This is a genomic window from Geomonas sp., assembly GCF_056994735.1.
In genome coordinates this window covers 1-23,717 of the sequence record NZ_JBXKJL010000028.1, presented here as the reverse complement: position 1 = coordinate 23,717, position 23,717 = coordinate 1, and the positions used below count along the sequence as shown (strand labels likewise).

Sequence of the window (23,717 nt, the reverse complement as noted above, 5' to 3'; positions counted from 1 at the left end):
GACCGGGGGGCCCGTTGACATTGAGCGATATCGCAGTAAGTCTTTAAGGGTTGTCAGCCGTATCCATCCAGATAACGCCGGAACCTGAACTCTCTCAGCTATAGGCAACCAAGGAGGCGGATATGATGAAACTGGTCCCTCTGTCACTACTGCTACTCACCACATCCATTGCCTGGGGAAGTGATGACACTATGAAACGGGCACAGGCACTGTTCAAGCCGATTCCTGCCAAGGCGCCGGTTCTGAAGGATAACCCGGCGACCCCGGCAAAGATCGACCTGGGGATGAAACTCTTCTTCGACCCGCGTCTCTCAGCCTCCCAGCTGATCAGCTGCAATTCCTGCCACAATGTCGGCCTCGGCGGTGCCGACCTCCAGGAAACCTCCATCGGCCACCGCTGGCAAAAGGGTCCCCGCAACGCCCCCACGGTCTTCAACGCGGTCTTCAACGTCGCCCAGTTCTGGGACGGACGCGCAGCCGATCTTGAGGCCCAAGCCAAGGGACCGGTCCAGGCCTCGGTGGAGATGAACAATAACCCTGTCCAGGTGGTGCAGACGCTGCGCAGCATCCCGGGGTACGCTCCTCTTTTCAGGAAGGCTTTCCCCGGAGAGAATTCGGCCATCACCTTCACCAATATGGCCAAGGCTATCGAGGTCTTCGAAGCGACCCTGCTGACACCGGATTCCCCCTTCGACAGGTACCTGAAAGGAAATCGGAAGGCGCTTACGGCGAAACAGGAGGAGGGGCTGCGGCTCTTCATGGATAAGGGATGTGTCAGCTGCCACGGCGGGATCAATGCAGGCGGCGCAGGTTATTTCCCGTTCGGGCTGAGGACAAAGCCTTCCCCGGAAATCAGGCCCACCGAGGACTTGGGGCGCTTCAAGGTGACCAACGCGGAAGGCGATAAGTACGTCTTCAAGGCACCGGCACTGCGGAACGTGGCGGTGACAGCACCGTATTTCCACTCCGGCAAAGTCTGGGCCTTGGGAGACGCCGTCACCGTGATGGGGTCCAGCCAGCTCGGAATCACCATGACCGAAGCCGACGCCGACAAGGTGGTGGCGTTTCTCGGGACGCTGAACGGGAAGCCGCCGAAGCTGCAGTACCCCATCATGCCGCCGAATTCAGACAAGACGCCCCATCCGGTCATCTGAAATATCGCGGCAGGGATGCCACTCCCGCACAAGGCATAACGACAGAGGGAGGATCGGCTCGCAGCCGGTCCTCCCTCTGTTTTTTCCCTTCAAATAATGCGTGCTTCGACAGGCTCAGCACGAACGGGAACATAGTGCGTCAATGATTCACCCTCAGCGGTCAAATCAGTGGTCGGCCGGCAACGGCTTCGACAGGCTCGGCAGGAACGGCGACATGTCCCGTCAGCCATCGCCCCTCAGCGGTCAAAGGGTGTGCGGCTCGACCTCGCCAGCAACTCCTTCTCCGCCTTTTTCATGGCCTTGATGGCCAGCTCCCTCTTGCTGGCCGTGCTTCTGTCGTGCCCACCCTCGAGATACAACAGCTCCTTCGGCTGCCTCCCCCGGAAGTACTTGGCCCCGCTCCCACTTGCATGCTGACGCATCCGCCTCTCGATATCGGTGGTGATTCCGGTATAGAGGGTGTCATCGGAACATAGGATGATGTAGACATGCCAATTCAATTCGAAACTCCATCGACATTTTCCCACACCATAAGCCTTGCCGACTCCAGGGTCAACTCCTATGAGCCCGCGGTCAACGCTTCGGCGCAACGCGCTACAGCCGGCACCTTGACCGTCCCCTGATTGTTTGTAGTATTCACCTTAATGTGAGTGCCACCCCGGCGGTATCGGGAGTGGGGCCAAGTCCGACCAGGGCTTCGGCAAGGCTGCCTACCAGAACACCATCTTCTACATTGACACCAACACCACCAGCCAATGGGCGAACCTGACGAAGGAGGAGCCCGATCCTTCCTGCTACACCGCTGCCATTCACAACATCTTCGGCACCTGGGGAACCTATCTCTACTTCGGCGGCCCCAGCTGCCACTGACCTCGGGGAAATCCCCCCTCCCTTCAAATTTACCCTCCTCTCGAATCCCCCTCCCCTCGCGGGAGGGGGCCAGGGGTGGGGTCGCGCGTCACCTGGAAAAGCCCGCTTTTGCGGAGCTTCCTCTTCAGTGCCAGCCTGTTCAGGTAGGTAACGGATGCGCCGGAAACCCTGGCCTTTCCCGCCGGCGCCTCCCTGGGCGAGATCCAGAGATCAAGAGTCATTGTTGAGAAAGGAGCTAGCTGGGAGCCTCGACCATCGACATTATCAGTATTTAATAGATCTTTGCCCGCTTTCATTTGCCTGTTTCTAAAGAAAAACGGCACCCGCACCGATAACTTCTATGAATCTCCATCCTGCCCCAATGAGGCACCTATGACACCAGCAGCATCCGAAAGCACCGAAGGAAGACGGCTCGAATACGGTAGCCACGGTTTTACCATGGTGCTTACCTTTGCGCCGGATGGCTCATCGTGCTTCGCAACCTATCAACCTTCCGGCGGTCCGCCACTTTCCCAGAGCCAACTCCATGAACTTCTTTCCGAGGCTGGAGTAAATACAGGATTGCAGGAGGATGCCATCGGCTTACTCATGCAGAGGGCGCAGGAGGGGGTTCCCGTCTCGGGACTGCTGCTGGCACAGGGCGTTCCGATGATTGCGGGGGAAGACGGCAGGATAACTCTCAACCGGCAGGGCCTTGAGCCGGGACCCTCCTCCGAGGAGAGCACACGATCGGTCGATTTCCGCCAGGTCCAGGAATTCCTGAACGTCCAGGAAGGCGAGGTAGTGGCTACCATTGTCGCTCCCGGGGACGGGACGCCGGGTGTTACCGTCTTCGGAGCCGAGATCCCGGCAGTTCCGGGTAAGCCTGTCGTGGTCAGGCTCGGCAAAGGCGTCTCCCTTGCCGAGGGCGGCACCGAGATCATCGCCACCGGCGGGGGGCGTGTCTTCTGCAGGGATGGCGAGGTTTCGGTCGAAGATGTCTATCTGGTATCGGGCGACGTCGATTTCAAGGTCGGCAACATAGAGTTCAACGGCTTCCTGGAAGTGACCGGAGACATCCTCGACGGCTTCAAGGTCACCGCGAGCAAAGGGGTCAAGGTCCACGGCAACGTCGGCGCCTGCGCGATAAGTTCCGCCGGTGACATCACCTTTTGCGGCATGAACGGCCAGGGGAGCGGCACGGTGCTCTGCGGCGGGACCCTGCGCGCCAACTTCATCTACGACGCGAGGATCGAGGTGGCCCAAGACGTCATTGTCGAATCGGAGATACGCCTGTGCGGCATCAAGTGCCTCGGCGCCATCCGTGTCAAACGGGGAGGTATCGTCGGGGGCGAATGCGTAGCCCTGGCCGGAGTCGATGTGGGGACCCTCGGGAGCGTGACCAACCTGCACACCCGCGTGGTGGTGGGGGTCAGCTACCGGGACCTGGAAGAGATTACTCGGTGTTTCGATGAGCTGAAGGTCCTTACCGACCGCCAGAAGCTGGCGGAGGGGACCAAGGCGGAACGGGACCTTACCCTGCGGGAGAGGGCCCGGATCACCGGGCTGATCCGCGAGATACGCGCGCGACAGTACGAGGGCGCCAACGCCAAGGTCAATATCCGCAAGATCCTTTACGGTGGGGTGACGGTCAGCCTCGACATGCTGGCGGAGGAGTTCCGCGAGGAACGGCCGGGTCCGTTTTCCATGATCGAGAACAAGCTGGAGGGGGGCCTGCGCTTCCTCGGGATGACGGAGCTTTCACTGAAGGCGAGCTGGATCGAGGGTGAATTCCAGCGGCAGGCTCAAATTGCAAGGATGAGGTGAAATGTAGTGCGGATTCTTATCGTTGATGACGGCGAAATCCACCGCCTGGTACTGGTGGCGATGTTGAAGAACTTTGGCGAAACGGTGATGGCTGAAAACGGCGTCGAGGGTGTATGGGCTGTCGAGGAGGCGCTGGCTGCGGACGACCCCTTCGATCTGATCTGCCTCGACATCCTCATGCCGGAGATGAACGGACTCGAGGCGCTGCATGCCATAAGGGCGGCGGAGAAGCGGCACGAGGCCGACCGGGCAGTGATCATAATGGTGACCAACAGTCGCAGCACCGCCGACATGCTGAAGTCACTGGAAAACGAAGGCTGCGACGCTTTCATCGTGAAGCCCGTCCTCTGGCAGACGATGCGCTCCGTCATCAGCAGGCATGGACTTCTCCCGGCAATCGACGACGCCGAACTCTCTGTCGCCTAGGCAGGTTCAGCCCAGGCTGGTGTTCCCCCCGGCGCACAGGAAAAGGCAGAGCCATTGCGGGACTCTGCCTTTTCTCTCTCCACATTCGGTTGTACGGTCCGCCGCCGCGGCTGATCCCTCTCCGGGATAGCTACCACTCGTCGGTGATCTTCTCCCTGGTACCGATGAGGGCTCCCGTTGCGGCCTTGACCGTGAAGGTGCTTTTCCAGGGCTGAACCAGGGATCCCCCGTCCGAGCCCCTGTAGCCAACCTGGAACCGGAGCTGCTCCACCCCGGACAGTTTCGCTCCCCTGAAGATGAAGACAAAACTCCGGAAGTCGTTCTTCGTCATGGTCTGGGGAACCGGCATGGTCATATCCTCGGCGACAACCTTGCTCTCCTTGTTCAACAGCGACACCGTGACATCGACGTCTTCAACCTGGAGGTAGCGGATGTTCTTCAACAGTCCCTCCACCCTCACCCCCTCGGGGGTCTCGGTGGTCTTCCAGGCGTATTTGAAGTCGAAGGCATTGTGCCTGAAGTTGTACCCGGCTGCGGGACTCGGCTTCACCGCTCTTTGCGAAGCGCAAGCTGCCAACACGACCACCACTGCCAACAACGCTGCTACTCTTGCGACCACTCTCAAATCACCCTCCTGTCTACTGGTTCACACCACACCTCTTTAACATGAGTGCCACAGATTATCCAAGCAATATCTAATTCCAGCACCCTGTCCCCCGCTCCTATCTCGGCGCAGAATTTGACATAGCCCAGGAAGTTGTTATCACTTAAAGGTTGCAGTTCATCCTAGGTTCACAAGGGGGATATGAAAGATGAGACTGACTGCTGCTGTGATGGGAGTTACTCTGCTTGCCGCCACGACCGCATTTGGTGCCGGGGTCAAGACCTACCAGGTGACCGGCCCGGTGCTGGAAGTGAAGGAGGACCGGATCGTGGTCCAGAAGGGGAGCGAGAAGTGGGAGATCGCCCGCGACAAGGAGACCAAGGTCAGCGGGGACCTCAAGGTCGGGAGCAAGGTCACCGTGATGTATTCCATGAAAGCGACCGACATCAAGGCGAAGGGTGAAGAGACGGGCAAGAAGAAAAAATAACCATTGCCGGAAAGGGAGGACTCGATGGGAATTTTCGACGACCTTGCAGGCAAGGCCGAGGGCATGCTCGGTGGGGCCGGAGGAGCGCACGCCGGAATCATCAAGGCGGTAACGGAGCTCCTCTCGGACCAGCAAAGCGGAGGCCTGAGCGGGCTCATGCAGTCCTTCCAGCAAAAGGGTCTGGGTGACATCATCTCTTCCTGGATCGGCAACGGGCCCAACGCCCCGATTTCGCCGCAACAGGTGAAGGAGGGGCTGGGAAACGAGCGGCTGGAAAAGGTGGCCGCCAACGCAGGAGTATCGACCGACGAGGCGGCCTCGAAACTGTCCGAGCACCTGCCGAACCTCGTCGACCAGCTGACCCCCGAGGGGAAGATCCCTGAAGGGGGGATGCTCCAAAAGGGACTGGAGTTGCTGAAGAGCAGGTTTTCCTGAGGAAGGAAACGAGGCAGGTATTGGAAGGGGAAGCGGCGGCCGGTCGCTTCCCCTTTTTTTCGGCTCGGATCAGCATCGCAGCCCCTGGTTGAGAGTTCGATGACCTTGCTACGAAGCGCGGCCAGGAACTCGTCCTAGCTGTGAGGTTCTTCCCTCGGGGCCTCTTCAGTCCGCTTGCGCTCGGTTATGTCGGTGATGAAGGAGTAGTAGTAATCGTCACCATCGGGGTCTTTAGCCAGGTGGACCTTCAGTTCCACCGGGACCCGTGTCCCGTCCTTGCGCCAGTATTCCTTCTGGTAGACCTGGGGGGAGCCGCTGCGGTGCAGCTCTTCCAGTACCCGCGCCTCATGCGCCCGCCATTCCGGAGGGGTAAGGTCGACCCCCCAGGTAGCAATACCGAGGTCGTCGGCGCCGTAACCGAGCAGGGCAATGAAGGCGGGGTTGAACGTGATCAGCCTGCCGTCCGGGTAGCCGGCCGAGAAGGGTTGTGAGGATTTCTGGAGGGCGGTCGAGAAGAATGAGGCGTGCTCCTGCGCCAGGCGCAGGCGCTGGTCGCTCTCCTGCAACGAGTTCTTTACCTCGACCAGCTCGGTTATATCCCTGGAAATAGCCAGGACGGACTCGACCGAGCCGTCCGCGGCAAACTCCGGGAGGAACATGTCCCACAGGTGCCGGACCCTGCCGTTGCTGTCCATTATCTCGAACTTCATGGTGGCCCGCTCGCCGGCAAAGGCGCGATCCTGGCACGCCTCCCAGCGCTCGCAGAGGCCAGCCGGCATCCCCAGCTCGCGGGCGCTCTTCCCCAGGCACTCCTGCGCCGGGCGCTCGGTAACCCGCTCGGCTGCGGGACTTAGATAGAGATGGCGGTGCTGGCGATCGAAACGGCCGATGATGTCGGGGTTGTTCTCGGTGAGGGTCCGGAACCTCTGCTCGCTTTGCCGCAGCGCCTCCTCCGCCTCCTTCTGCGGAGTGATATCCCGGACCATGACAAAGGCACTGGCGCCGCCGTCGACGATGACGGAACAGGCCTCGCCTATGAAGGTGCTGCCATCCTTCCTTTTGCAGGTCAACTCCGCCCTGGCCTTCCCCTTCGCCGCCCGCTCCTCCAGGAACACCCTGGCCCGAGGATCGGTGAGGTCGATCAAGCCGGCTCTCCCGGCAGCGCATATTTCGGTTTCCGTCATACCGAAAATTTCGCAGGCAGCACTGTTCGCCGCGATAATGGTGCCATCCGGAACAGTCAGAAAGACGGCGTCCATGTTGTTCTCGAACAGCAACCGGCAGGCGTGCTGGGGGATTCTTTCAGGCGACATCTGTTCCCTTCCAATGTTGTGAAAAATATTTCACAACTATAGGATCGGGAGCTTGGTGTCAATAACTTTATTACCGGCAAGCCTGGGGATGACCTTTTTACAGGGAAAGGAGTGCAAGTGTCTCATTTTGTGACAGTCAGACTCTCTCCTAGGACAGTCCCAGATACCTGGACAAGTACTCCTGACTGAAAGCCCGACGGATCTATGCCCAAAACAAAGGTACTGCAACACCATAGGACCTTCCCCCTTTGAAAAAGGGGGATCGAGGGGGATTTTGCCAGCTCAAACAAACCAAATCCCCCCTTCCCCCCTTTGTCAAGGGGGGGAAAGGCACAACCTTTTTGGGATATAGTTCCGAAGCCCGAAGACGACAGCGCCCTCAATCCTGAAGGGATCGGCCTTGTTCGGAGGTAGCGCCGGGATTCGTTCGTCGAATTCTGCCGGAGGGGGGAGCTTGAGAATATTTTTTCACACATCATGCTGATTTGATCGTGATCTTGGATTCCTAAAATGCTAATATACCGATTTCGACAGGTGTGCCACTTTTTCTGTCATCGATGCCCCGCGCCCCCACTTTTTGCGATCTATCTTCTTCTGCAGGCGAGGCAACCAACGGAAATATGGCCAGTTAAGGAAGTCAAACCAGCTTAAGGAGAGGGAAGCATGAGCAAGTGCGAGTTTCTGGAGAAGTGTATTTTTTTCAACGACAAGATGAGCAACATGCCTTCAACAAGCAATGTATTCAAAATGATGTACTGCAATGACAACTATGCCGGCTGTGCACGTTACCTCGTCCGCCAGCAAATGGGGAAAGACAGCGTGCCGACGGACCTGTTTCCGAACCAGATCGACAGGATTCCCGCCATCGTGGGCGAAGGCTAAACCGTATTTCAAGGGCTCGGGGAGTTCAGACGACAGCCCCGGGCCCTCCTTGTCTCGCAAGGATCCCTTCTGCTATGGCTTCCGATAGCAGGTCGGGACAAGTCCACCTGCGCAATATAGCCCGTTACAGCATCGGTCGTTGAGCCGGTTACAATATTCCCCCTCCTTTAAACAGCTGCGCTGGTTCTCCGCCAGATCAGGGACTTCATCCCCCGCTGAATATCCAACACTCTTATCCCCACGTTGCGCCGCCGGTGCCGCTTGGCGAGGTGCGGCATCATCCTCACTCCCCCTGCCAGCCTCGATGGATGCCGACGAATCCGCGTTCGCGCCTGCGCAGATCGGCGCCGACCTGGCGGCCAGAAAAAATATCACCATAAGACAAAGCGTCCTCCTGGTGCTGCCCATTTCACCCTCCTACGCCCGAGTCACACGGAAGCGCTTCCTCTTCTTGCGAAGAAACTCGCTCTGAGTCCGGTTGCACCTGCCTCCGGGCTCTGGATACAGTCCCCGATTACTGCAGCAGAGATTAATGCAGGCGCGGAGAATGTCAAACCAGGAGAGGGGAGGGTCCGAATGGCGATCCGGGACCAAGCCACAGCGGAGGGCTGACGGAACCTGTGACGATGCCGTTTGCAGTGCACCGCAAGCTGCCGGATAATTTAGCCATGAAAACAACCAGGAAAGTCCTTGCAGTGGCGGCCTGCGCCCTTTTCGCCGCCGGGAGCGTCCTCTATCTCGGCTGTAGCGACTACAGTCACTACTTCAAGAGCAAAAAGGGAAACCTGGCTTCCGTCCAGCTTATCCCATATCGATCGGATCCTACCTTCGACTACCACAGGCTCTCCCTGGCAAGCGATTCGGGGCTTAAGGTGGTAAGCAACCTGCTGACTCCTGCAAAGGAGGAGCGCTCACACCGCTACCCCGCCGTGGTGCTGCTGGGAGGTCTCGGCACCGGGAGGCAGGCAGTCGACTACGTCACCGACATTTCACAGCTGATTATCGCGGCCCCGGATTATCCATACAGGGAGGAGGACCTTGGCACAGCATTCAAGTTCATGGCCCAACTCCCTGCTCTGCGACGGGCCGCCCTCGATACCGTCCCTTCCGTGATGCTCCTTGTCGACTACCTGGCTGGTAGAGAAGATGTTGATCCGGGAAGGATAATCCTGGTCGGTTACAGCCTGGGAGCCCCCTTCGTCCCCTGCATGGCAGTGGAGGACCGACGTCCCGCCGCGGCGGTGATGGTCTTCGGCGGGGGCGATCTGCGCTGCATGCTAAAGAAGAAAATCAGCAGCTTTGCCGGAGGCGAGATCCAGGGCGCGCTCCTCAGCACATTGGGGGGATTCCTCCTTCGCCCCATCGAGCCAAACCGCTACGCCGACCGCATATCACCGATACCGTTGCTGATGATCAACGGCACAAACGACGACGTTATCCCCCGCCAATGCACCGAGAAATTCTTCGAAAGAGCGAGGAATCCAAAGAAACTGGTCTGGCTGGAAGCCAGGCACGTGAGCCCTAAGAACAGGGAGCTGACAAGGCAGATCGTCGCCATCCTCAAGCAGGAACTTGCCGTCCTGGGGATCCTGACTGCCGGGGAAGAGCCGTCCCGCCGAGGACGGCCTCCCTCAGGCGGCTCCTCTTCGGCGCGAAGCGCCATTGGAAACGACTTTCCCTCTCGCGATAGCGTTCGTGATAAAATAAATTATGGCAGATGGTAGGAGAGCGATCGCAGTCACCAGTAGTACAACGGCATAAGCCGGGAGGTACAGGCAATGAGATCAGGCTCAAAAGACGTCACAAAAGGCGCACTACATGAAGCTAAGGGTAAAATCAAGGAAACAACCGGTAAGATTTTCCACAACGTCTCCCTGGAGGCCGAGGGAAAAGCCGAAAAAATAGCCGGCAAAACCCAGAAAAATGTGGGCAAAGCTGAAAAGAGCGTGCAGAGCGAATTTAAGGAGAAAAAGTGGTAAGTACAGCAGTGACTGCGATTGCTTCTCATTTGCAAAACGGGCGGCCACCTCGGCCGCCCGTATCTGTTTCCGGTCCTGTCTCGTCCTGCGGCTAACCCTCCTGCCAGCACACACTGCCAGCACACAGGCCTACCTTCTTATACCCGCCATCGTCCCGGCCGCCACAACACCCGCCCGATCTCGATGCTAAAAGAGCTCGGGAAAACCCCACTCCAAGGTACCGAGAAAGTACGAGAGGGAAAGATATCCCACGGCCGCAAGCGAGATGATGAACACGAGGATGAATATCACCTGCATATTTGGAGAGATTTTCATCTTAGACCTGCCATTGCCCCCGTTACTTCAACAAAATCGCTGCTACTGATACTTCATCAGCCTGCACTCTCGGCAGTTAATCAAGTTTCTCCCGGGAAACCCGTCGATGCGGGAGTCGGTCAGGCCACAAGACTCTTCAGTGCGGGATGGATTTCGGCAAGTGACGGATTGAGCTGGACGGCGGTGAGGTATGACTGCCGAATGCTCGCGGGATCGCCTCCCGATAACTCCTCGATCCTTCCGAGACCGAAATGTGCCGGAGCAAGATTTCCATTCAACGAGATGGCTTCAGCAAAACAGGTGCGGGCGGTTTCATACTGCTGCAGCAGCATATGGATATTGCCGAGGTTGATCTTCACCAGGGGAGATGCCGGGTCAAGTTCCGCGGCCGCAGTGCACTGGACGAGGGCCTCTTCAACGCGGTTCGTTCTCAGCAGGGCGGCGCCGTAATTGTTCCGGCACTTGGCGTGGGTGGGGTCGAATTTAGCCGCTTTTTCATAGTAGGGAAGCGCCTCTTCGTCACGCCCCAAGTCCTGGAGCAGGACGGCGTACGTGTAGAGTGCGCCCCAGTGGTTGGGGGCGATTCGCAGAGCCTCCAGCAGCACCTTTTCGGCATAATCATAGATGCGGAGGTCGTGAAGAGTATCGGCGAACCTGTGGAGAACATTGGCATTGTCCGGGGCAAGGCCTGCGGCTATTTCCAGACATACCACGGATTCCTTGACGAACCCTTCCTTCTTCAGCCGTTCCGCCAACGAGCCACTTATCTCCGCAACAGCAGCAATCTTCATGTCGCTCGCCACGGCGGCTACATCGAGGACAATTGCCCTCGAGATGACATCACCCCGGGATGCGATATTGCCACTGAGAGTGCGGAGGCTTTCCGCAGCTTGAACGACCTCTCCCTTGCCTGCCTTGATTGCGGCGGCGAAAAAGGGAGCCAGGTTGTCATCCGGGAGTTCCCCGGCAATCCTCAGGTAGGCATCTAGCGCCGGCTCGATTTCGCCGCGCAGGTGCATCGATAAAGCCTCGGTGAAATCCACCGCGCGAGATTCCGCTGCCTTCTTGCCACTGGCCGTTTTGTCACTGGAATCCTTCTTCCCAAATAAGTTCTTGAATACGCTCATTTTTGTCCTTTGACTGTGGGAGCCTTAAGCTCCGGGATTAGGCCTTCCTGTCACTGCTATGGATTATCAATGTCAATGCGGCCGCCTCCGGCAGCGGCTACTTCCCTTTCGGGATGAGGTAGTCGGCGTCTTCCGCGGCTGGCTTCAACCAGGCGAAATCCGGCAGGTCCGGCAGCACCACCTTGTTGGTCAAGGCTCCGTACTTCTTGAGACTCTCCGGCACTCCGTTCTTGATGGCATGCCATGTCCCGGCGATGACCACCACTTTACTCTTGGGGGCGTTCTCCCTGAACTTGGCGATATTGTAGGCCATGGTGTCGTTGCGAAGCGCCTGGGCCTCGTCGAAATTGGCGACGGGAAGTTTCGTAGCCCTGTTGCCGAAGACCTGTTCCCTGATGCGCCTGAGGTAATCGGCCTGGCGCGGGTTCAGGGTCCAGCTGACTCCCGGCGGCAGCTCCTTCATTTCGCCTTCGCTTAGCGCCTTCCCCCCCTGCCTGACGACCTTGGCAATGATCGGCTTGGGGACATTCAGCGCGATCATGGGGATGTGGTTGTCGCGGGCAAAGATAAAAAGGTCACGGTACAGGCTCCAGCCGTAGGACCAATTCTTGGCGTAGACGGCGGTGAACTCCTTCTCCTCCAGTTTCCCCGTGGTCCAGTCGTCGAGATACCGTTGGTTATCGGTCGTGAACATCTCCAGCCCTATGGCCAGCCGGGGGTTCCTGGCATAAAGGGCTCGTACTATCTCCAGCTGGTTCCCATGGAGACGGCTGTCGTCGTGGGTATCGCCGATGAAAGTTACGTCAGCCCGCCCGACGTCTTCCACGACTTGACCCAATTCCACCGGACCCTTGTCGCCCATGCGGACGAGGTTCGTGGCGGCGTTTGCGGCCATGCTCGTGGAGAGCAGGAGAGTGACGGAAAATGTGAAGGCCATGAACGTTTTCACCAAAGCTCCTCCTTATGTGGGAACCGCTGAACAGCAACGTCGCCTCAGGGGCGCCAACGTCACTCTCCGGGCCTCTCGCCCCGTTTCGCGACCTCAAGGTCACTTAGCTGCAGGTTCAAGGCGTTGACGGAGATCTGGATCTCCCGCATCGAGATGCCGAGCGAGATCATCATCAGCACCAGGCAGATGCCGAATATTATCTTCCCCAGTTCGAAATATCCAGCAAACAATACGAACATGCAGACAACGCACAGCAGCAGACTCAGTACGCCGAAGACCTGCATGTTGCGGATCAGCATCATGCGGTGACGCAGATTCCCGATCTGCTTGATGATGACTTTGTCGGGGTTGACCTGGTAGCGGTCGTGCAGACTGCGGATAACTGCGGCGATGGCGAGGAATCGGTTGGTAAAGGCTAGCAGCAGGAGTGATATGGCCGGGAAAAGCAGCGCCGGGGTTGTGAGGTCGATCTCCATTATGGCTCCGTGGCAACAGGTGGCATGCCTTCAGTGAATCTTCCCGCCATTGAGGGGCAAGAGCCTTCGTGCTACGATGGATGAAACGGTCAAGGAGGCTTTATGAACGACATCCTGGACGCACTTGGCGCAGACGGTTCTTTCACCACCTTCCTGTCGCTGCTGAAGCTGGCGGGCATGACGGACAGACTGAAGCAGCCCGGGCCATACACCCTCTTTGCTCCCAACGACGACGCCTTCAAGCGGGTCAACATAGACGAGATCAGCAAAGACCGCAATGACCTGGTCGCGCTCCTCGAATATCACCTGCTGGCAGGGGAATACAGCAGCGCGGAAATCGCCGGCAACCAGCATCTCGTTACCGAGAACGGAAAGTCGCTCAGCATCGGCGTCGACGAAGGGCGCCAGGTGATCGACAACGCGAAGTACGTCACCGCGGACATCAGGTGCGGCAACGGGATCATACACGTCATCGACAACGTCTTTTTGCCGCAGTTCTCGGGGTGGTACTGCGGAGGCTGCTGAACTATTCCAGCTTCTCCAGAAGTTCAAGCCTCTGACATGCCGGCGGTGCCCATCCCCATCGCCCCCAACGGCGCGACTTGATCACATTCCATCAATGATGGGATTAACAGATTGCGGACCGATTATCAAATCTTTAGTTTCGACCGAATAGAGCGGACGAGCAAGGGGACGACGAACATCGCGCCGAGGACGATCAGCATCGTCGTGTTTGGATCCCGGATGTATGAGTTCAGGCGCAGGGTCGAGAGCGCGATGACTGCGAAATAAAGCATGTCTCCAGCGATGGCGAAGGCCCATCCGGCAAGGAACCCGTGCCCCACAGCAAGCGCCGAGGTGCGCCCTGTCATGGGATCGACGCCGAAGGCGATCATCACGAGCGTGACGGGACCGGCGCCGGTCCCACTGAAGTGCGATACGCTGCGAGCCGTGGCGGACTTGAATGCCGCGGCGATACGGGCCAGAAGGGGGAGCTTGCCCCCCAAGGCAGCGAGGATGCGAAGGAACGGTTCGAAGGCCAGGGCCAGGATCACATCGGAAACCAGGTAGAGAGCGGTGGTGATGGGCCAGGCGACACCGTTGGCGCGAGCAAGCAAAACGCCGGCAGGTATTCCGCCACCGACCGGAATAAGGAACAGCTTCAGCACTGGAAGCATCATCGATACCCCACCGCCTTCCCCACTAATCATCCGATGCGGCACCCTTTTTCCCGACGCTGTCGTTGCGGTATCTGAGGGTGAGCCCCTTCAGGAAATTTCTGAGCAACTGGTCGCCGCACTCCTTGTAGTTTTCATGCCCTTTGGTTCTGAAGAGCGCGGTCAGTTCCGATTTGGATGTCGGAAACTTGGCCAGTTTGAGTACCGCAAGCATCTCCTCCTCTTTCAATTCCAGTGCGATCCTGATTTTTTTGAGGATGTCGTTATTGGTCAGGCGAGTCGCTACTACTTTCGGCTGATCAACTTTACCTTCCCGCTTTCCCCGCTTATAGGCAATAAGGCCGTCAAGGAAATGCTCGAGGACCTGGTCGCTGCACTCCAGGTACCCTTCCTCGTCCTCCTTCTTCATAAGAGCCGTGATATCGGACTGTCCCATCTTCTGACCTGACAACCTGAATATCTCGACTATTGTCTGGTTGTTTATATTGATCGCGTAACGCAATCGGCGGAATACGTCGTTATTTGTCATGAAGCTACTTCTCCTTGTTCCTATCCCCAACCTGGCAAGGGGCGCCCGAACGAGACTATAGGCGCCACAGAAGGATTCAATTTGCTTGACTACAATCAGGAATTTTTGCCACTATGCCGACAGTGGCGTAGCGCCTAGCATAGATCATATCTACAGACTCTGCCAAGGAATCTCGGAAGGTCACAGTGTTTTTCGTCAAGCTGCTCATCACCAATGTCATCATTGTCAGTTGCGTCCTGATAGGAAAACGGTTACCGACCTTGGCGGGGTTGATAGCCGCCATGCCCCTCACCTCGCTCCTGGTGCTGGTTTGGCTTTACACAGACAACCCTGGCGATCTCAAGCTCCTGGAAAAGTATTCAGGCGGCGTCCTCTGGGGGATACTACCCACCATCCTGTTCTTTGCCGTCGCCTTTCTCTGTTTTCGTCGCCAAGTCCCCCTACCGCTCACCCTCTCGCTGAGTTTCGCAGTCTGGCTTGCCGGAGCAGCGATCCACCAGTGGCTTTTGAGGTAGCAGGCTAACCAGGTGCCCTTTGCCAAGGTGTTCCAGCGACGCCTCAGAGCCTCAACGTTCGAAATGTGGTGTAGGTCTGGGCCCCTCCCCGGAGTGGGAATGCTTTCCGGTGAGGGTTTCGATGCGGATGCGGACGACTCTGGTATGTGCGAGTTTCTGGTCTGAAACGGGGAAAACGCAAGGAGCCTGGTAGCGAGCCGCCAAAGCCTTCAGGACTTCGTCTTTCAGGACAGGATCGTCAACGACTTCAGCAATGCCCGAACCGCAGACGCTGCGATAGCGAGTGGTAGTTCCTTCCACTCTGATATCGACGGCCGTGGAGAATCCAACACGCGGGTCCACGTGGAGCAAATCCAGTTTTCGACCTTCCGGAGCGCAATGGAAAAAGATGAAGCCGTTGTGGAACACGTAGTTGACCGGCAACACATAAGGCGCATGCTCACAGTTTATGGCAATAAAGATTTCCTGGGCATCCGTTAGGACCTGGTGCATGAATTCCAGGTCGAGGATTTCACGTTCCGTTCTGCGCATAGTGAAGCCTGTTCCAAACTGTGGGATTAATAGAAGGGGAAAGTGGGGTCGTGATAGAAGACCATACACAGTTGCCTGCTTTTCATAACTCAATATGCAGGAATTATCTACAAGGAAATACACCGGCGGTACGAGCAATACCAGGACTGTCATATCTGGGGGCGGCCAGGAGAGAGGCGGAGGAGATTCGAAATTAGCAACCTACGCCCCCACTCCTCTCGCCTCCTTCCGCCAGCTACAGTCTGAACTGGTTAACCAGACGCCGTAATTCCTCCGCATTTCCGCTTAATTGGGCTGCCGCGACAGCCGATTCCTGCGCTCCCTGCGAGGTTTGTTGCACCACTTGGGTTATCTGGTGCATATTGCTGGAAATCTCACTCGTCGTCGCAGTCTGTTCTTCAGCTGCCGTGGCTACCTGGTTGATCTGCATAGCCAACTCATTGACCTCCGCGAGAATTTCCTGTAAAGCCGCGCCTGATTTCGCCGCTTCTTCCGTTCCGGCTTCGACTTGGTGCACCCCCTGTTCCATGGCTACAACTGCGCCGTTCGTCTCCTTCTGAATTGCCTTGATCATCTCGCCAATTTCACGGGTAGCGTTTGTTGTACGCTCAGCCAAAGCCCGGACCTCGTCGGCAACAACCGCAAACCCGCGCCCCTGTTCGCCAGCTCGAGCCGCCTCTATCGCCGCATTCAGAGCCAGGAGGTTCGTCTGATCCGCGATGTCTTCGATGGTGCCGATGATGGCCCCGATCTGGTCGCTGCGAGCGCCCAGGCTTTCAACGGTTTTGGCAGTTTCCTGCACTTTGGCCGCGATCTGGGCCATGACCGCTATGGTGTTCTCTACCACCGCTGCCCCCTTGCTGGCGGTTTGCGAGGCGCGATGGGCACCTTCCGACGCCATATGGCAGTTGTTGGCGATGTCGCCCGATGTTGCAGACATCTCCTCTCCGGCCGTAGCTACATTCCCCGCCTGGGCAGCCACCTCTTCCGCCCCGGTAGCGATCTGTTCGGAGGTGGAATGAAGCTGGTTGGCGGCAGTGGCCACATGGTTGGATGTGCTGGATATGTGGCTGACAACTTCCTGGAACTTGTCGATAAAGTAGTTAAAGACACGACCGACCTGTGCAATTTCGTCGTTGCCGCTGACATCCAGTCGCTTGGTCAGATCGTGATCCTGGGTGATATCGGTCAACATCTGGCTCAGGGAATTGATCGGTTTCATGATCGTTTTCAGCAGCCATCCTGATAGAGCTGCCTGAAGCAAAACACCGAGCAAGCCAACTATCAGTGTCTCAACAATAATCTTCTTTATTTCCTTATCAAATTCGTCATCGGTAGCCTTGGTCTCTTTCTGTAACAAGTCAACGACCTTATCCATGCTTGCTGCGGTCTTTTTGACCTCACTATCGATCTTGCTGTCCAGATCCCGAATTTCTGCCGATAGACCGACAGAGGACTTGAGCAACGGGAGCATTTTCTGCTCGAAAATCGCCACTGTGCCCTCGACTGCAGACTTTGCCTCTTCGGCAGTTTTCTTTTCTTCCGGCGTGTCAGCGGCCTTGATGGTTACCTCTATGGCCTTGAGCACCTCGGCCTTTTTCTCAGACCAGACTTTAGCCGTTTGATCCAATTCGCGGTTTATCTCGGCATCCGCAATGACTTGGTAGAGCGCCATTCCTCCCATGGAGGCTTCCTTGGCATTTACTGCGTCCCGGGCACGTTCGGCACCCACATCCTGCAGGTGACTAAGATCTTTCAGGTTCACGTAATTCATGGCGACAATGCCGATGATGGTGAAGCTGATTACGGCGATGTTGACAATTATCTTGGACTTGATTGTTGCCATAGTACTGGACTCCTCAAAAGGGTTTTGTCACTACATCGGCGCATCCGTTGGATACTTTAGTTGTTTGTCGGTGAATTCCTGAGGGTGGTGACACGGGGACAGAGCAGTGGGGGACAGGGGAAAAACGTCCTCTACCTGTGGTCTGGATTCAGGTTTGGTTGTGCGATGGTCGGGCCGAAGCCGCGTTTGAAGACCATGAGGGTTGGTTTGAAGGTGATCACCACGGTGCCATACTGGTTGAACCCGATGGTCTTGACCGTGACGATGCCGATGGTTGAAAGATGACTACCGTTGGTTGAAAGATGACTGCCGTTGGTTGAAAGATGACGACCGTTGGTTGAAAGGCGACGACCGTTGGTCGGAAGGTGACGACCGTTGGTCGAAGGATGAGGACCGTTGGTCGAAGGGTGACGACCGTTGGTCGAAAGATGAGGACCGTTGGTCGAAAGATGAGGACCGTTGGTCGAAAGGTGACGACCGTTGGTCGAAAGGTGACGACCGTTGGTCGAAAGGTGACGACCGTTGGTCGAAAGGTGACGACCGTTGGTCGAAGGGTGAGGACCGTTGGTTGAAAGATGACGACCGTTGGTCGAAAGGTGACGACCATTTGTCGAAAGGTGACGACCGTTTGTCGAAAGGTGACGACCGTTTGTCGAAAGGTGACGACCGTTGGTCGAAAGGTGACGGCCGTTTGTCGAAAGGTGACGGCCGTTTGTCGAAAGGTGACAACGGTTGGTCGAAGGGTGACGACCGTTCGTTGAAAGAAGAAGAAATTGGGCGTTGTTTAGCAAGAAGGGCGGCCTTTTGGGGCCGCCCTTCTTCTATTTGGAGCTTTATCTATTTCTGCGAGAGCCTGTGTACGCACTCTACCATGTAGATGGCGTTTTCGGGGGGGACGGTGGGGAGGATGCCGTGACCCAGGTTGAAGATCAGTCCTGGCCGCCCGGCGTTCTCGTCGAGCACTCTCTTCACCTCGCGCTCGATGATCTCTTTCGGGGCGAACAACACGGTGGGGTCGAGGTTGCCCTGGACGGCCATGTCGCCGAGGATGTCCCTGGCTTTGCCGAGGTTGATGTGCCAGTCGAGGCCCATCACGTCGCCGCCGGCTTCTTTCACGATGTCGAGCATGGTACCGGCGCCTTTGACGAAGTGGATGACGGGGACGTTGGTCCTGTCCAGACCGTTAATCAGGCGCTGGGTGTACGGCAACACGTAACGCTCGTAGTCGGCCGGGGAAAGCATGCCGCCCCAGGTGTCGAAGATCTGGATGGCCTGGGCGCCGGCTTTGATCTGGGCGTTAAGGTATTCCATGTCCATGGTGGTGATCTTTTCCATCAGCGCGGCGTAGATCTCCGGCTCGGCATACATCATCTTCTTGAGCGCGGCGAAGTCTTTGGAGCCTTTGCCTTCGACCATGTAGCAGGCGAGGGTGAAGGGGGCGCCGCCGAATCCGATCAGGGGCACTTTGGCGGCCAGCTCTTTCCGGAGTATCTTGACGGTGTCGAGCACGTAGGGGACGTCGGTCTCCATCTTCGGAATCTTGAGGGCTTCGACGTCGGCCATGGTGCGGATCGGTTTCTCGAAGACCGGGCCCGGGACGAAGTCGAGTTTCATGCCCATCGGCTCGATCGGGGTCAGGATGTCGGAGAAGAGGATCGCGGCATCGACGCCGAGGATGTCTACGGGCTGGATGCTGACTTCAGCGGCCAGCTCGGGGGTATGGCAGAGTTCGAGGAAGGTGCACTTGGAACGAACGCGCATGTAGTCGGGAAGGTAACGTCCTGCCTGACGCATCAGCCAGACCGGGATTCTGTCTACCGGTTTTCCCCAACACGCGTCTAGAAATCGATTATTCATTGAATATCCCTCCTTGGATTTTTGAGAACAGTTTTGCCACGGAGACTCGGGGTCGCAGTGGCGGTATTGCAAAACAATAAAGCTAGAGGCAAATCCCCCCTGTCCCCCCTTTGACAAGGGGGGGACGTTGGGGACGGCTTCTTCTTAACAAGGACTGACCTGGGAAGTTCAGAAAGGGGAAGGCGGGGATAGTGGCTGGCTTTTACACCATTCACCATTCACCATTCACCATTCACTTCTTCATCTTGATAGGCACGTAGTTGCAGAACGGTTCTTCCGCCATGTAGTCGCCATGCACTGCATCGGCACGGGCGCGGCAGCCGCCGCAGACGTTGATGTACTCGCACTGTCCGCACTTGCCTTTGTAGGCTTTGAAATCCCTCAGGTCTTTGAAGATCTCGCTGTTCTCCCACAGCTCCTTGAACGGGGTCTGCTTCACATTCCCGGCGGTGCGGTGGAAGTAGCTGCAGGGTTTGAGGTTCCCGTAGCAGTCGATCAGGCAGATGGTCTGCGCGGCGATGCAGCCCTTGCCGCCGCCGGTGGAGAAGGTCAGCGATCTGCGCTCGAACTTCTCGCCTTCGGCCTTGGCTTTCTGCGGCACGATCCGGTAGTAGTGCGGCGCGCAGGTGGGACGCATCAGGATGTCGTCTTCCATCTTCTCCTGGTGATAGTGCCAGTCGAGGATCTCTTCGTAGTCTTCCTTGGAGATGAGCTCGTTCATGATCTCTTCACCGCGACCGGTGGGGACGATCATGAACATGTACCAGGCGGTGGCGCCGATCGATTTCGCGACCTTGAAGGTGGCGGCGATGTCGGTCTGGTTGCGCTTGGTGAAGGAGGAGTTGATCAGGAACTTCTGGCCGTGCTTTCTGAAGAGTTCGGCGGCCCGCATCACGCCTTCGAAGGAGCCCGGGCACTGGCGGAAGTTGTCATGGACCTCGGCGGTGGAGCCGTCCAGGGAGAGGGAGACCATCTTGATGTCGGCCTTCTTCATCTTCTCGCAGACTTCGTCGGTAACCAGGGAGCCGTTGCTGGCCATGCACATCCTCAGGCCGAGCGAGGTGCCGTACTCTGCCAGTTCGAAGATGTCCGGCCTCATCAGCGGCTCGCCGCCGGAGAGGACCATGACCGGCTTGGAGAACTCCGAGATCTCTTTGATCAGGTTCTTCCCCTCTTCCGTGGTGAAATCACCTTCGGAGGAGGTCAGCTCGGAAGAGCAGCGACAGTGAACGCACTTCAGGTTGCAGCGCTGGGTGGTCTCCCAGGCAATCCATTTCGGTACAAACTCTTCAGCCATGGTTTCTCCAATTTGGACCTGGAAAGCGTTGCATGCGGCGGGGGGCTCATCGGCTAAGGCAGGGAATGGGATATTCACGCCAAAACGTTCGGCTCTGCGACAAGGTACGCTTGCGTTACCGGACCCCGCTTCGGAGGTCTCAATCGGTATCCAGGGTATGAATTTATCGTGAAGATTACTATGAAAAGGGGCAATAACTCAAGAAGAATCGCCTCACGCCAAGGCGCTGGGACGCAAAGGGAAGCGGGAGGGAGACGACACCAGTGCCGGGGCCAAAGTTCTCGCCCCTGCGGGAGATCCATGGGAGTACCAGCTAACAAACCTTTTCTTGCGCGGGATTAAAATCGGATAAAATCTGATACTTCAAAATCTTAAAGAGTGTTTAAACCTTTTGATGCCTTTTGATTCGCCTTATCCGATTCGATCAGAAGTTTATCCCGCGCCGAATGCCTAGTTTTTATATGGGTAGTTTTTGAGAGAACCCACTTACTCGGCCATTTTGCGGTTGAAGGTGTAGACGGCGATCACAAAAAGGATGGCGGCGCTTAACACCAGGTTGAGAAGGTAATGGACGGGGACGTGACCGAAGAGGAGGGCATCTCTGGCGCCCTCGAAGACTGCGGTGGTCGGGAGGAGCTGGATTGCCGGCAGTATGGCCTTCGGATACGAGGATAGGGGGAAGAAGATGCCGGCCATGAAGATTAACGGGACGATGACGACGGATTGTACCCGGCCGATGTTTTCGGGCTTATCTATGATGGTGCCGCAGATGGTGCCGAGACAGGAGAAGGTCATGGAGGAGATGGCGATCACCAGGAGGTACATCGGCAGGTGGCTGTAGTCGATCCGGAACGGTGTCAGGAACAGGATCACCAGGAAGACGACGGCGCCCTTGATTGTCCCCTGGGAAAAGCCGGAGAAGATCTTGCCGATGACAATGTCGTAGACGGTTATGGGGGTGACGCGGTATTCCTCGATGGTGCGCTGCACGCGGCGGTGGAACCACATGCTCCAGGAGCTCTCGTCGAAGGCGGCGTTCACGGCGGTCATGGAGATCAGGCCGGGGGCGATGAAGAGGGAATAGGGAACGCCGCTGACGTCGGTGATGTAGCCCTTGAGGCCGAAGCCGAAGGCGAGATAGAGGGTCAGCGGATAGGCGATTACGGCGATGAGCTCAGAGAAGATGCTCCGCCGCAATACCATCATGTCTCTGCCCCATATGGAGATGGCGCCTTTGAACATTTCGTTGGTTCCCTTGGTTTTCGGGTCGTACCTTCGTGGCGGCTTCCCCCACCCCGTGCCTGCGGGTCTGAAGCGCCCTTCGGCGCGCAAGCCTCGCCCCCTCCCTCCAAGGGAGGGGGATGTCTAGGCCAAGGGGTGGGTAATCTGCGGTGGCAGCTGCCCTCACCCTGTCCCTCTCCCGTAGGGCGAGGGGACGTGGTTCTGGCAGCTCACGTGATAGCGAGGTCTTCGTGGTTCCTGCTGTTACCTCTCCTGCTCTCGTATCTTCTGCTCTCGTATCTTCTGCTGCTTCTGTCCCTGCTGCGCTTCCGTGCTTCTGCGGTTTATCTCAGCTGTTGTTTCTCTCCTGCTGTTGCTTTTCCTCTGGTGTCCTCTGCGGCCCCCTCGGGGTCCTCTGTGGTGAGGCTTTTCCTCTATTCTCTGACCTTTTCCCCGGTCAACGAGATGAAGACGTCCTCCAGTGTCGGCTCTTTGAGACAGATCTTCCGGATGTCTGCTCCGGCGAGGGAGTCCATGAAGGGCTTTATGGCGTCTTCACCGGCAAGGGTGACCCGGTAGACGGCACCGGCCTTCTCGACTGTTCGCACGAAGGGGAGACTGGCCAGCATGGCCTCGCGTTCGCGGTCGTCGCTCATAAACTCCACTTCATACAGGTGGGCGCGGGAGAAGGCGTCCTTCAATTCGGCGGCGGTTCCGTCTGCCAGGGTGACGCCATGGTCCATGATCATGATCCGGTCGCACAATGCGTCGGCTTCGTCCATATAGTGGGTGGTCAGGAAGACGGTCATCCTGTGACGCAGCCCCCTGATGTACTCCCACAACGCCCGCCTCGATTGCGGGTCGAGGCCGGTGGTCGGTTCGTCAAGAAAGAGTACCCGTGGCTCGTGCACCAGGGCGCGCGCGACTACCAGCCTGCGCTGCATCCCGCCGGAGAAGGTGTCGGGGAAATCCCTCTGCCGCCCCGCAAGGCCGGTCATCTCCAGGACTTCGTCGATCTTCGGGTTGTAGGCCGAGGGGCGCATGCCGTGCAACCGGCCGTGGAGGATCAGGTTCTCCCTAGCGGTGAGATAGCGGTCCAGGTTGTTTTCCTGGGGAACTACGCCGATCAGGCGGCGAACATCTTTCCCGGCGGTGAGTACGCTGAAGCCTTCGACAAAGGCGTCGCCGTAGGTCGGCTTCATGAGGGTGGTGAGGATCTTGATCAGGGTGGTCTTGCCGGCGCCGTTGGGGCCGAGGAGGCCGAAGACGGTGCCGCGCTCGACCTCCAGGGAGAAGTTGTCGACGGCCTTGAAGCCGCTGTAGCTCTTGGTTATGTTATGTAGGATGACGGAATGGGGCATCTATGTTCCTGTACAACATCAAAGACGGTCTTACAGGGATGGACAGGATTTACAGGATGAACTTCAACGGCCTTTACGTCTAAAGCAAGTTACCCAAAGGCAAATCCCCCCTGTCCCCCCTTTGTCAAGGGGGGGACGCTACGGTCGGCTTTTTCTTATTGTTAATCAGACGTTGGCTCGTTTAATCAGACGTCGGTTCGTTGCTTTCCATGCTTTCGATGTTTTAGCACTTCTCAGATTTTCTCCGTGTCTCCGTGGCTAATGGTTTTGTTTTCGAGGCATGGGAAGAGAGGGAAGAGGTGCCGCGGTAGCCTTCCCCTCCTTCCTGGTTTTAGCACTTCTCCGGTTTTCTCCGTGTCTCCGCGGCTAATGGTTTTCTTTTTCGGACATTGGAAAGAGCAGGGAAAAGGTGCTGCCTTTGCCTTCTTCGCCTTCGACCCAGACGGCTCCTTCGTGGACCTCCATGATGCCCTTCACGATCGATAACCCCAGCCCCGATCCCTTGGACATGAAGGCGGTGTCGCCGGAGGTGTGATGCTCTATGTCCCCTACCCCATAG

28 protein-coding genes are annotated in these 23,717 nt (G+C 57.5%); 13 read left to right on the top strand and 15 right to left on the bottom strand.

Annotated elements, in window-relative coordinates; translation table 11 throughout:
* Positions 1–125: 125 nt before the first annotated feature.
* On the top strand, positions 126–1,154 hold the full coding sequence (locus AC11W3_RS01180) for a cytochrome-c peroxidase (RefSeq protein ID WP_484091451.1): 1,029 nt from the start codon (positions 126–128) through the stop codon (positions 1,152–1,154).
* A 236-nt stretch (positions 1,155–1,390) separates the two neighbouring features.
* On the opposite strand, the gene AC11W3_RS01175 is transcribed toward AC11W3_RS01180, so the two are convergent.
* Positions 1,391–1,654 carry a GIY-YIG nuclease family protein gene (locus tag AC11W3_RS01175; RefSeq protein WP_484091430.1) on the bottom strand — a complete coding sequence of 88 codons (264 nt, stop codon included), beginning with the start codon at positions 1,652–1,654 and terminating at the stop codon, positions 1,391–1,393.
* Between AC11W3_RS01175 and AC11W3_RS01170 the strand changes: the two genes are divergently transcribed.
* The 4 genes from AC11W3_RS01170 to AC11W3_RS01155 all read left to right on the top strand — a co-directional run bounded on the left by AC11W3_RS01170 (position 1,643) and on the right by AC11W3_RS01155 (position 4,256).
* On the top strand, positions 1,643–1,777 hold the full coding sequence (locus tag AC11W3_RS01170) for a hypothetical protein (protein ID WP_484092353.1): 135 nt from the start codon (positions 1,643–1,645) through the stop codon (positions 1,775–1,777). The genes AC11W3_RS01175 and AC11W3_RS01170 overlap by 12 nt on opposite strands.
* A 43-nt stretch (positions 1,778–1,820) precedes the next feature.
* Positions 1,821–2,024 carry a neprosin family prolyl endopeptidase gene (locus AC11W3_RS01165; protein ID WP_484091452.1) on the top strand — a complete coding sequence of 68 codons (204 nt, stop codon included), beginning with the start codon at positions 1,821–1,823 and terminating at the stop codon, positions 2,022–2,024.
* A gap of 372 nt (positions 2,025–2,396) precedes the next feature.
* Positions 2,397–3,830, top strand: coding sequence for a DUF342 domain-containing protein (locus AC11W3_RS01160; RefSeq protein WP_484091431.1), 1,434 nt, complete (start codon positions 2,397–2,399; stop codon positions 3,828–3,830).
* A gap of 6 nt (positions 3,831–3,836) precedes the next feature.
* Positions 3,837–4,256, top strand: a complete 420-nt coding sequence (locus AC11W3_RS01155) for a response regulator (RefSeq protein ID WP_484091432.1) — start codon at positions 3,837–3,839, stop codon at positions 4,254–4,256.
* 130 nt (positions 4,257–4,386) lie between these two features.
* On the opposite strand, the gene AC11W3_RS01150 is transcribed toward AC11W3_RS01155, so the two are convergent.
* Positions 4,387–4,881 (bottom strand): hypothetical protein, encoded by a 495-nt coding sequence (locus AC11W3_RS01150; protein WP_484091433.1) that lies wholly within the window; start codon positions 4,879–4,881, stop codon positions 4,387–4,389.
* Between the two features lie 187 nt (positions 4,882–5,068).
* Between AC11W3_RS01150 and AC11W3_RS01145 the strand changes: the two genes are divergently transcribed.
* Together AC11W3_RS01145 and AC11W3_RS01140 are read left to right on the top strand one after the other, a co-directional pair.
* Positions 5,069–5,347 (top strand): hypothetical protein, encoded by a 279-nt coding sequence (locus AC11W3_RS01145; RefSeq protein WP_484091434.1) that lies wholly within the window; start codon positions 5,069–5,071, stop codon positions 5,345–5,347.
* A gap of 24 nt (positions 5,348–5,371) precedes the next feature.
* Positions 5,372–5,782 (top strand): YidB family protein, encoded by a 411-nt coding sequence (locus AC11W3_RS01140; protein WP_484091435.1) that lies wholly within the window; start codon positions 5,372–5,374, stop codon positions 5,780–5,782.
* A gap of 134 nt (positions 5,783–5,916) precedes the next feature.
* On the opposite strand, the gene AC11W3_RS01135 is transcribed toward AC11W3_RS01140, so the two are convergent.
* Positions 5,917–7,095, bottom strand: a complete 1,179-nt coding sequence (locus AC11W3_RS01135) for a PAS domain-containing protein (protein WP_484091436.1) — start codon at positions 7,093–7,095, stop codon at positions 5,917–5,919.
* Between the two features lie 663 nt (positions 7,096–7,758).
* On the opposite strand from AC11W3_RS01135, the gene AC11W3_RS01130 reads away from it, so the two are divergent.
* From AC11W3_RS01130 to AC11W3_RS01120, 3 genes are all read left to right on the top strand, one after another.
* Positions 7,759–7,977, top strand: a complete 219-nt coding sequence (locus tag AC11W3_RS01130) for a hypothetical protein (protein ID WP_484091437.1) — start codon at positions 7,759–7,761, stop codon at positions 7,975–7,977.
* 668 nt (positions 7,978–8,645) lie between these two features.
* Positions 8,646–9,701, top strand: coding sequence for an alpha/beta hydrolase (locus tag AC11W3_RS01125; protein ID WP_484091438.1), 1,056 nt, complete (start codon positions 8,646–8,648; stop codon positions 9,699–9,701).
* Positions 9,702–9,755: 54 nt separating this feature from the next.
* A complete protein-coding gene (locus tag AC11W3_RS01120) occupies positions 9,756–9,956 on the top strand; it encodes a CsbD family protein (protein ID WP_484091439.1) in 201 nt (66 codons plus the stop codon).
* A gap of 434 nt (positions 9,957–10,390) precedes the next feature.
* Here AC11W3_RS01120 and AC11W3_RS01115 read toward each other — a convergent pair whose 3' ends face one another.
* The 3 genes from AC11W3_RS01115 to AC11W3_RS01105 form a co-directional block, all read right to left on the bottom strand.
* Positions 10,391–11,398, bottom strand: coding sequence for a tetratricopeptide repeat protein (locus tag AC11W3_RS01115; protein ID WP_484091440.1), 1,008 nt, complete (start codon positions 11,396–11,398; stop codon positions 10,391–10,393).
* Between the two features lie 97 nt (positions 11,399–11,495).
* Positions 11,496–12,347, bottom strand: a complete 852-nt coding sequence (locus tag AC11W3_RS01110; RefSeq protein WP_484092352.1) for a ChaN family lipoprotein — start codon at positions 12,345–12,347, stop codon at positions 11,496–11,498.
* Positions 12,348–12,406: 59 nt separating this feature from the next.
* Complete coding sequence (locus AC11W3_RS01105; RefSeq protein ID WP_484091442.1) at positions 12,407–12,823, bottom strand: DUF2721 domain-containing protein; 417 nt, start codon at positions 12,821–12,823, stop codon at positions 12,407–12,409.
* Between the two features lie 102 nt (positions 12,824–12,925).
* Between AC11W3_RS01105 and AC11W3_RS01100 the strand changes: the two genes are divergently transcribed.
* A complete protein-coding gene (locus tag AC11W3_RS01100; protein ID WP_484091443.1) occupies positions 12,926–13,348 on the top strand; it encodes a fasciclin domain-containing protein in 423 nt (140 codons plus the stop codon).
* A gap of 125 nt (positions 13,349–13,473) precedes the next feature.
* Here the strand turns inward: AC11W3_RS01100 and AC11W3_RS01095 are convergent, their stop codons facing one another.
* On the bottom strand, positions 13,474–14,004 hold the full coding sequence (locus AC11W3_RS01095; protein ID WP_484092351.1) for a hypothetical protein: 531 nt from the start codon (positions 14,002–14,004) through the stop codon (positions 13,474–13,476).
* Positions 14,005–14,026: 22 nt separating this feature from the next.
* Complete coding sequence (locus tag AC11W3_RS01090) at positions 14,027–14,530, bottom strand: YehS family protein (RefSeq protein WP_484091445.1); 504 nt, start codon at positions 14,528–14,530, stop codon at positions 14,027–14,029.
* A 185-nt stretch (positions 14,531–14,715) separates the two neighbouring features.
* Between AC11W3_RS01090 and AC11W3_RS01085 the strand changes: the two genes are divergently transcribed.
* Complete coding sequence (locus tag AC11W3_RS01085) at positions 14,716–15,045, top strand: DUF3147 family protein (RefSeq protein ID WP_484091446.1); 330 nt, start codon at positions 14,716–14,718, stop codon at positions 15,043–15,045.
* A 51-nt stretch (positions 15,046–15,096) separates the two neighbouring features.
* Here the strand turns inward: AC11W3_RS01085 and AC11W3_RS01080 are convergent, their stop codons facing one another.
* Both AC11W3_RS01080 and AC11W3_RS01075 read right to left on the bottom strand, forming a co-directional pair.
* Positions 15,097–15,576: a pyridoxamine 5'-phosphate oxidase family protein gene (locus AC11W3_RS01080; protein ID WP_484091447.1), complete on the bottom strand. Its 480-nt coding sequence runs from the start codon at positions 15,574–15,576 to the stop codon at positions 15,097–15,099.
* 235 nt (positions 15,577–15,811) lie between these two features.
* Positions 15,812–17,422 carry a methyl-accepting chemotaxis protein gene (locus AC11W3_RS01075; RefSeq protein ID WP_484091448.1) on the bottom strand — a complete coding sequence of 537 codons (1,611 nt, stop codon included), beginning with the start codon at positions 17,420–17,422 and terminating at the stop codon, positions 15,812–15,814.
* Between the two features lie 274 nt (positions 17,423–17,696).
* Between AC11W3_RS01075 and AC11W3_RS01070 the strand changes: the two genes are divergently transcribed.
* Entirely contained in the window at positions 17,697–18,299 is a 603-nt protein-coding gene (locus tag AC11W3_RS01070) for a hypothetical protein (protein WP_484092350.1), read from the top strand.
* Here AC11W3_RS01070 and hemE read toward each other — a convergent pair.
* The 5 genes from hemE to AC11W3_RS01045 form a co-directional block, all read right to left on the bottom strand.
* Positions 18,260–19,279 (bottom strand): uroporphyrinogen decarboxylase, encoded by a 1,020-nt coding sequence (gene hemE / locus AC11W3_RS01065; protein WP_484092349.1) that lies wholly within the window; start codon positions 19,277–19,279, stop codon positions 18,260–18,262. The genes AC11W3_RS01070 and hemE overlap by 40 nt on opposite strands.
* Positions 19,280–19,511: 232 nt before the next feature.
* Complete coding sequence (locus AC11W3_RS01060) at positions 19,512–20,576, bottom strand: radical SAM protein (RefSeq protein WP_484088852.1); 1,065 nt, start codon at positions 20,574–20,576, stop codon at positions 19,512–19,514.
* A gap of 486 nt (positions 20,577–21,062) precedes the next feature.
* Entirely contained in the window at positions 21,063–21,818 is a 756-nt protein-coding gene (locus AC11W3_RS01055; RefSeq protein WP_484088888.1) for an ABC transporter permease, read from the bottom strand.
* A 413-nt stretch (positions 21,819–22,231) separates the two neighbouring features.
* The gene (locus AC11W3_RS01050) at positions 22,232–23,158 is read right to left on the bottom strand and encodes an ABC transporter ATP-binding protein (protein WP_484088853.1); all 927 of its coding nucleotides are present in this window, start codon (positions 23,156–23,158) and stop codon (positions 22,232–22,234) included.
* A gap of 366 nt (positions 23,159–23,524) precedes the next feature.
* The coding region (locus AC11W3_RS01045) for an ATP-binding protein (protein WP_484092348.1) at positions 23,525–23,717 on the bottom strand (193 nt) is incomplete at its 5' end.

Bases quoted from the DNA above. Each gene is read 5' to 3' on its own strand.
- AC11W3_RS01180 (WP_484091451.1), top strand. From the start codon at position 126: ATGAAACTGGTCCCTCTGTCACTACTGCTACTCACCACATCCATTGCC.
- AC11W3_RS01170 (WP_484092353.1), top strand. From the start codon at position 1,643: ATGCCAATTCAATTCGAAACTCCATCGACATTTTCCCACACCATAAGC.
- AC11W3_RS01160 (WP_484091431.1), top strand. From the start codon at position 2,397: ATGACACCAGCAGCATCCGAAAGCACCGAAGGAAGACGGCTCGAATAC.
- AC11W3_RS01145 (WP_484091434.1), top strand. From the start codon at position 5,069: ATGAGACTGACTGCTGCTGTGATGGGAGTTACTCTGCTTGCCGCCACG.
- AC11W3_RS01140 (WP_484091435.1), top strand. From the start codon at position 5,372: ATGGGAATTTTCGACGACCTTGCAGGCAAGGCCGAGGGCATGCTCGGT.
- AC11W3_RS01135 (WP_484091436.1), bottom strand. From the start codon at position 7,095: ATGTCGCCTGAAAGAATCCCCCAGCACGCCTGCCGGTTGCTGTTCGAG.
- AC11W3_RS01130 (WP_484091437.1), top strand. From the start codon at position 7,759: ATGAGCAAGTGCGAGTTTCTGGAGAAGTGTATTTTTTTCAACGACAAG.
- AC11W3_RS01125 (WP_484091438.1), top strand. From the start codon at position 8,646: ATGAAAACAACCAGGAAAGTCCTTGCAGTGGCGGCCTGCGCCCTTTTC.
- AC11W3_RS01120 (WP_484091439.1), top strand. From the start codon at position 9,756: ATGAGATCAGGCTCAAAAGACGTCACAAAAGGCGCACTACATGAAGCT.
- AC11W3_RS01115 (WP_484091440.1), bottom strand. From the start codon at position 11,398: ATGAGCGTATTCAAGAACTTATTTGGGAAGAAGGATTCCAGTGACAAA.
- AC11W3_RS01105 (WP_484091442.1), bottom strand. From the start codon at position 12,823: ATGGAGATCGACCTCACAACCCCGGCGCTGCTTTTCCCGGCCATATCA.
- AC11W3_RS01100 (WP_484091443.1), top strand. From the start codon at position 12,926: ATGAACGACATCCTGGACGCACTTGGCGCAGACGGTTCTTTCACCACC.
- AC11W3_RS01095 (WP_484092351.1), bottom strand. From the start codon at position 14,004: ATGATGCTTCCAGTGCTGAAGCTGTTCCTTATTCCGGTCGGTGGCGGA.
- AC11W3_RS01090 (WP_484091445.1), bottom strand. From the start codon at position 14,530: ATGACAAATAACGACGTATTCCGCCGATTGCGTTACGCGATCAATATA.
- AC11W3_RS01080 (WP_484091447.1), bottom strand. From the start codon at position 15,576: ATGCGCAGAACGGAACGTGAAATCCTCGACCTGGAATTCATGCACCAG.
- AC11W3_RS01075 (WP_484091448.1), bottom strand. From the start codon at position 17,422: ATGGCAACAATCAAGTCCAAGATAATTGTCAACATCGCCGTAATCAGC.
- hemE (WP_484092349.1), bottom strand. From the start codon at position 19,279: ATGAATAATCGATTTCTAGACGCGTGTTGGGGAAAACCGGTAGACAGA.
- AC11W3_RS01060 (WP_484088852.1), bottom strand. From the start codon at position 20,576: ATGGCTGAAGAGTTTGTACCGAAATGGATTGCCTGGGAGACCACCCAG.
- AC11W3_RS01055 (WP_484088888.1), bottom strand. From the start codon at position 21,818: ATGTTCAAAGGCGCCATCTCCATATGGGGCAGAGACATGATGGTATTG.
- AC11W3_RS01050 (WP_484088853.1), bottom strand. From the start codon at position 23,158: ATGCCCCATTCCGTCATCCTACATAACATAACCAAGAGCTACAGCGGC.